The organism is Albidovulum sp. (assembly GCF_049646345.1).
Classification (GTDB): Bacteria; Pseudomonadota; Alphaproteobacteria; order Rhodobacterales; family Rhodobacteraceae; genus Albidovulum.
The window spans coordinates 1-5,559 of sequence record NZ_JBARVQ010000330.1 but is presented as its reverse complement, the minus strand read 5'-3'; the positions used below and the strand labels follow the sequence as shown (position 1 = coordinate 5,559).

General features: G+C 63.2%; 4 protein-coding genes. 3 read left to right on the top strand and 1 reads right to left on the bottom strand.

Annotated features, from left to right (window positions below; translation table 11 throughout):
- On the bottom strand, nt 1–1,114 hold a 1,114-nt coding region (locus tag WBB85_RS08335), incomplete at its 3' end, for a hypothetical protein (protein ID WP_432638159.1).
- 373 nt (nt 1,115–1,487) lie between these two features.
- Here WBB85_RS08335 and WBB85_RS08330 point away from each other — a divergent pair.
- The 3 genes from WBB85_RS08330 to WBB85_RS08320 form a co-directional block, all read left to right on the top strand.
- Nucleotides 1,488–2,507 carry an efflux RND transporter periplasmic adaptor subunit gene (locus WBB85_RS08330; RefSeq protein WP_432638158.1) on the top strand — a complete coding sequence of 340 codons (1,020 nt, stop codon included), beginning with the start codon at nt 1,488–1,490 and terminating at the stop codon, nt 2,505–2,507.
- On the top strand, nt 2,504–3,571 hold the full coding sequence (locus tag WBB85_RS08325) for an efflux RND transporter periplasmic adaptor subunit (RefSeq protein ID WP_432638157.1): 1,068 nt from the start codon (nt 2,504–2,506) through the stop codon (nt 3,569–3,571). The genes WBB85_RS08330 and WBB85_RS08325 overlap by 4 nt, the downstream gene beginning before the upstream one ends.
- Nucleotides 3,568–5,559 (top strand): efflux RND transporter permease subunit (locus WBB85_RS08320; protein ID WP_432638156.1); only part of this gene is annotated, 1,992 nt, incomplete at its 3' end. The genes WBB85_RS08325 and WBB85_RS08320, both read left to right, overlap by 4 nt.

Here is a 5,559-nt window from a genome sequence, read left to right as displayed (position 1 = left end):
GTTCCGCACGATCAGAATCGGGTGCAACGCCTGAGCTGCGCGATGCCCGCCCGGCAATCCAGACCTCAATCGTCCCGTCCGGGGGGGATGGCCGGTAGGCGGTAAAGTCCCGGGCGGCGGCCCCAATCGTTTCGGCCAACCGGGTCGCGGCACCGGCATCTGCATCGTGAAAATAGCGCACATTGCTGGTGCTGATGGAAAAGCCGACACGGCGCGGATCCTCAACCGTGAAACCTGCCACTTTCAGCGCCGCAAACACATTTTGCACCTCTGTCTCAGGCACGCTCGACGGCACATGCAGAAAGACCGTTTGCGGATCCGCGAGTGGCGGCACCGGGGGCGGTACTGCCTGTGGCGGGATCAATATGTCCAAACTTATGAAATCGGGGCGCGTCAGATCTGGCAGCGGGTTGGTGATGGAAAAGACGTCCCCCTCCGCCACTGGCAAACCGGCTGGCGCCGCGAAGGCAGGCGTCCTGAGCGGGCTGGGTTCGGACAAATCAACCCGCGGCGGCAAGAGACTGACTGCCGTGGATGACGGGGCATCCGGCCTGCTTTCTGTCAGGGGCATCACCGCTTCGGGTAGAGCGTCCGGGACAATGACAGGCCCCGCCTGCGGAGTTGCGGCAAAATCCGGGTCCGATCCGGGCGTCTCGTGTGGTCCGGGCGGGATCAGCGCCGGGACACCGGCACCGATGACGATCCCCGCAACAAGCCCGACGACAAGCAGGAGCAGGCCCTTTTTGCCGTGTCGCTCATACTCCTTAGGTTCATGAACAAGCTGCGGGTCAGGCAACAGGGGCCGAGGAGCATTCGCTGGCACATCATGTGCCGCAGCGTCTGTTCCGCGATACAGATCCTTCGGTGTCAGGATCAGTGGCGCAGGCCGCCCCGAGCGGTCCGCCGCAACGGTGCCTGCACCGGTGGCTTCCCACGGTTTATGGCGACGCAGCGGCACCTCTTCGCCACCCAGACCCGAAAGCACCCGTTCCCGCTGGAGACGCGCCTGAGCAAGCCGGGCCTGAAACGACCCGCCAAAGAGCATATCCTCGGTTGAGGGTATGGCCCCCCCGCCCGCGTCAAATCTGGCGGCCCTGGTCGCGGATCTGTTCATTTCGCCTACCTTTCGATGTCAGCGAAGGACTCAAAACACCCGTGGCACCAACACGCGCCAATATCGGCACCAACTGCAAAAAGGCAGGATCAAACGCACCAAAGTTCGGGCACATTATCCATGAAAGAGGACGCATTCAAATGAACTGGGGGTAACTGTTTCCCAATCGGCATCTAAATGCCGATCGTGCCCCTTACGCCACAACCCCGTCCTGCAGCAGATCCGACCCCGTCATGATTGACGCAAGGTGCATTGCGACACCCCGATGTTTCGGCTCGAACCCGGCGAACGGCTTTGTTAGGATTTGGGCACACAACAGCCCGGTAGAAACGGGGGGGCTATGCCAATCTTCCGCGCCATTGCAGTTCTTTCAATGATCACGACCGCAGCAGCAGCCGACACACCGCTGACGGTAGAGATACTGACCGCCCGCTCGGTGGCCGATGAACGCACCTATTCCCTGACCGGTGAGGTTCGCGCCCGCGACACCCTGTCAGCATCATTTCCCGCTGGCGGGCGCATCGCCGACATTCTGGTTGAAACCGGAGATGTCGTGACCACCGGGGCGAAGCTCGCCCGGCTGGATTCGGTGCAGCAGGAACAGGCCCTGCGCGCGGCCGAAGCGGGGCTGTCGACCGCCGGGGCGGATCACGGACAGGCGATAGAGGACCTTCAGCGACAGGAAGCATTGCTTGAACGGGGGGCGACGACCCGGATCGCACGCGACAGCGCCGAGGATGCCTTGCGGATTACCGAAGGCGCACTGGCACAGGCGCAGGCGGAACTCGACCGCGCCGAAAAAGCCCTGAACGATACGGTTCTGCGGGCGCCCGGCGATGCGACGGTCACCCGGCGCATGGCCGAGACGGGGCAGGTCGTCGGCGCTGCGCAGCCTGTATTGGAACTGGCGCTCGCCTCCGGCTTCGATGCCGTCTTTGATGTGCCGGAAGGGCTGTTGACGCTTGGGCCGCCGCCGGAAAGTGTCACGCTGAACCCGATCGGCGCACCGGACACGACGTTTCAGGGTCATATCGACGAAGTGTCGCCCGTGATCGACGCCCAGACCGGGACCGTCGCCGTGACCGTGGCCATCGACACGCCGCCGCCTGGTCTGGCCTATGGTGATCCGGTGCGCGGCACCGTTGTGCGTATCGCACCGGCCCATGTAACTTTGCCCTATAGCGTGATTACCGCCACTGCCGACGGGCCTGCTGTCTGGCAGGTCGATCCCGACACGATGGCTGCGACGCTGCTGCCTGTCAGGGTGGACCGGTATGAAACCGGACAGGTCATCATTGCCGATGGCATTGAGGACGGAACACTCGTCGTCGGAAACGGACAGCAGCTTCTCTATCCCGGCAGGGTCGTTCAGCCGGTGGAGACAACAGAATGAAACCGCTCTTCATCCTTATGGTACTGTCACTGGCGCTTCCCGCCGCAGCCGAAACACCGACGACAGAGGCCACAGCCGCACCGCGCCCGGTCGTCTCTGTCATTGTCCGTCAGGAAACCGCCCTGCCGGTTAGTTACGTCGGAACCGTCGTCGCGGGCATTCAGACCGATCTTGGCTTTCCGCTTCCGGGGACCATAGCCGAACGGCCGGTCTCGGCCGGCGATATCGTCCGGTCAGGTGAATTGCTGGCACGCCTCGATCCCGAAAACCTCGATACCGGGCTAAGGGCCGCCGAAGCAGGCGTTGTCGTTGCAACTGCGCAGTTGCGCTCTGCCACCGATGCGCGGGACCGGGCGCAGAAACTCGCCCAGCGCGGGGTGGGCAGCGAAACCCGGCTGGAAGATGCCGAACGCGCCCTTGTCGCGGCCACATCGCAACTGGAACAGGCCGAAGCGATCCGCACCCGCGCGGCCGACATTCTGGGCCTCGCCACCCTGACTGCCCCCCAATCCGGCGTGGTGACAGCCGTCCACGCCGAACAGGGCACGACCCTTTCTGCCGGGCAGCCGGTCCTTACCCTTGCCGCGACCGATGCGCGCGAAATCGTCATTGATCTGGCCGAGCGGGATGTCGCGGCGATGGAACCGGGCACGGCTTTCGTCGCCGAACTGGTTGCCAATCCCGATCTGCGGGCCCATGCGCGGCTGGATCGGATCGACCCGGTCGCGGAACGAACCACCCGGACGCGGCGGCTGCATCTGGTCCTCGACGCGCCGCCCGAAACCTTCCGGCTGGGTGCGTTGACACGCGTATCCCCTGCTGCCGGGCCGGATGCGGGTGTCGTCCTGCCTGCCACCGCCCTGCTTGAATCCGGCCGAGCCTCGTCGGTCTGGGTGGTCGACCGTGACGATGACACGGTGCGGCAGGTGCCTGTGACAATCGGCATGACCATAGCAGAATTCGTGCTGGTGGCCGACGGTTTGGAAGCAGGAAGCGAGGTCGTCGTCAAAGGCGTGCACTCGCTGACGGAAGGGCAGAAAGTCGGCCCGAGGATGGCAGAATGAACCGTTTCAACCTTTCCGACTGGGCGCTCAACCACCGCTCCTTCGTCTGGTTCCTGATGATCGTCTCGCTGGTTGCGGGTATCATGGCCTATTTCGAGATCGGCCGCGAGGAAGACCCCGATTTCGCCATCAAGACCATGATCATCGCCGCCGCCCTGCCCGGCGCGGATGTGCAGGAAACACTGACCCAGGTCACCGACCGGATCGAAAAGAAACTCGAAGACCTTGATGAGCTGGATTTTACTCGCTCGCTCACCCGGCCCGGCCAGTCCATCGTCTATCTGGAATTGCTGCCCACGACCAAGGCCCGCGAATTGCCGCGTATCTGGCAAAGGGTGCGCAATATGATGGCCGATATCCGGCCCGATTTCCCTGCCGAATTCGCAGGCATGCAGTTCAACGACAATTTCGGCGATGTCTTCGGCAATCTCTATGCCTTCACCTCGGACGGCTTCAGCCCGCGAGAGGTGCGCGACCATGTCGAACGGGTCCGTCGCGCGGTGCAGGCTTTGCCCGATGCCGGCAAGGTCGATATCTACGGCACACGGGATGAGGTCATCTATCTGGAGTTCTCGACCGAACGGCTTGCGGCCCTTGGCCTTAACCAGCAGGCGGTACAGGCGACTTTGGCCGCCCAGAACGCCATTCTGCCCTCGGGCGTGATCGATGCCGGGCCGGAGCGTGTTCTGGTTCGCATTGGCGGCCAGTTTTCCGGCACTGAAAGCCTTGAGGATATCAACCTGCGCGTTGGTGACCGCTTCTTCCGGCTGACCGATGTCGCCGATATCCGCCGCGCCTATCAGGATCCGCCATCGGAACTGTTCCGCTATCGCGGGCAAGAGGCGGTGGGGCTGGCCGTCGGCATGAAAAAAGGTGCCAACATCATCGATTTCGGCGTCGAGCTGAACACCGTGATGACGAAGGCCCTGGCCGACCTGCCCATCGGGATCGAGATCCATCAGGTTGCAGACCAGCCGCATGTGGTGGACGACGCGGTCGGCCACTTCCTTAAGGCATTGCTTGAGGCGGTGCTGATCGTTCTGGCCGTCAGCTTCATCTCGCTGGGCTTTCGCGCCGGGTTCGTGGTGACGCTGACGATCCCCCTCGTTCTCGCCATCACCTTCGTGATCATGCACTATCTCGGCTTCACGCTTCAGCGCATCTCGCTTGGCGCCTTGATCATCGCGCTTGGGCTGTTGGTCGATGACGCGATGATCGCGATCGAGACGATGATCTCGCGGCTGGAAAAGGGTGAGAGCCTGACGAAATCCGCCTCTTATGCCTGGACCTCCATCGCCTTCCCGATGCTGTCGGGCACATTGGTGACGGTCGCGGGGTTCATCCCCATCGGGCTGAACAATTCGGCGGCGGGGGAGTTCACCTTCTCGCTTTTCGTCGTCATCGCCGTCTCGCTTCTGGTCTCATGGATCGTCGCCGTCCTTTTCGCGCCGCTGCTGGGGGTGACCTTCCTGCCCGCGAAGATGGCCCATCATTCAGGCGAGCCGGGCCGGGCGCGGAAGATGTTCCATGTGCTCCTTAGCTGGGCGATGGGGCATCGCTGGCTGACCATCGGCCTGACCGTGGCGACCTTCGCCTTTTCGGTCTTCGGCATGCGCTTTGTCGAACAGCAGTTCTTCCCCAATTCCGACCGGCCCGAACTGATCCTCGATTTCGCTTTGCCGCAGAACGCATCGATCACTGAAACCGCGGCCCAGATGGACCGGATGGAGGTCTATCTGGACGGCGATGAGCGCGTTCTCTTCTGGTCCTCCTATGTCGGACGCGGCGCGCCGCGTTTCCTTCTGGCCTATGACGTGCCGACGCCCGGCCCGAATACCGGGCAGATCGTGATCCAGACCCCCTCGGTCGAGGCGCGCAACGCATTGCGCGCCGAGTTGCGCGATCGGGCGGCGACGGAATTCCCGGGCATCGACATCTTCATCAAACTTCTGGAGATCGGCCCGCCGGTCGGCCGCCCGGTGCAGTAC

What these genes read in the sequence shown, in the direction of transcription:
- WBB85_RS08325 (WP_432638157.1), top strand. Translation starts at nt 2,504, where the DNA reads ATGAAACCGCTCTTCATCCTTATGGTACTGTCACTGGCGCTTCCCGCC.
- WBB85_RS08330 (WP_432638158.1), top strand. Translation starts at nt 1,488, where the DNA reads ATGATCACGACCGCAGCAGCAGCCGACACACCGCTGACGGTAGAGATA.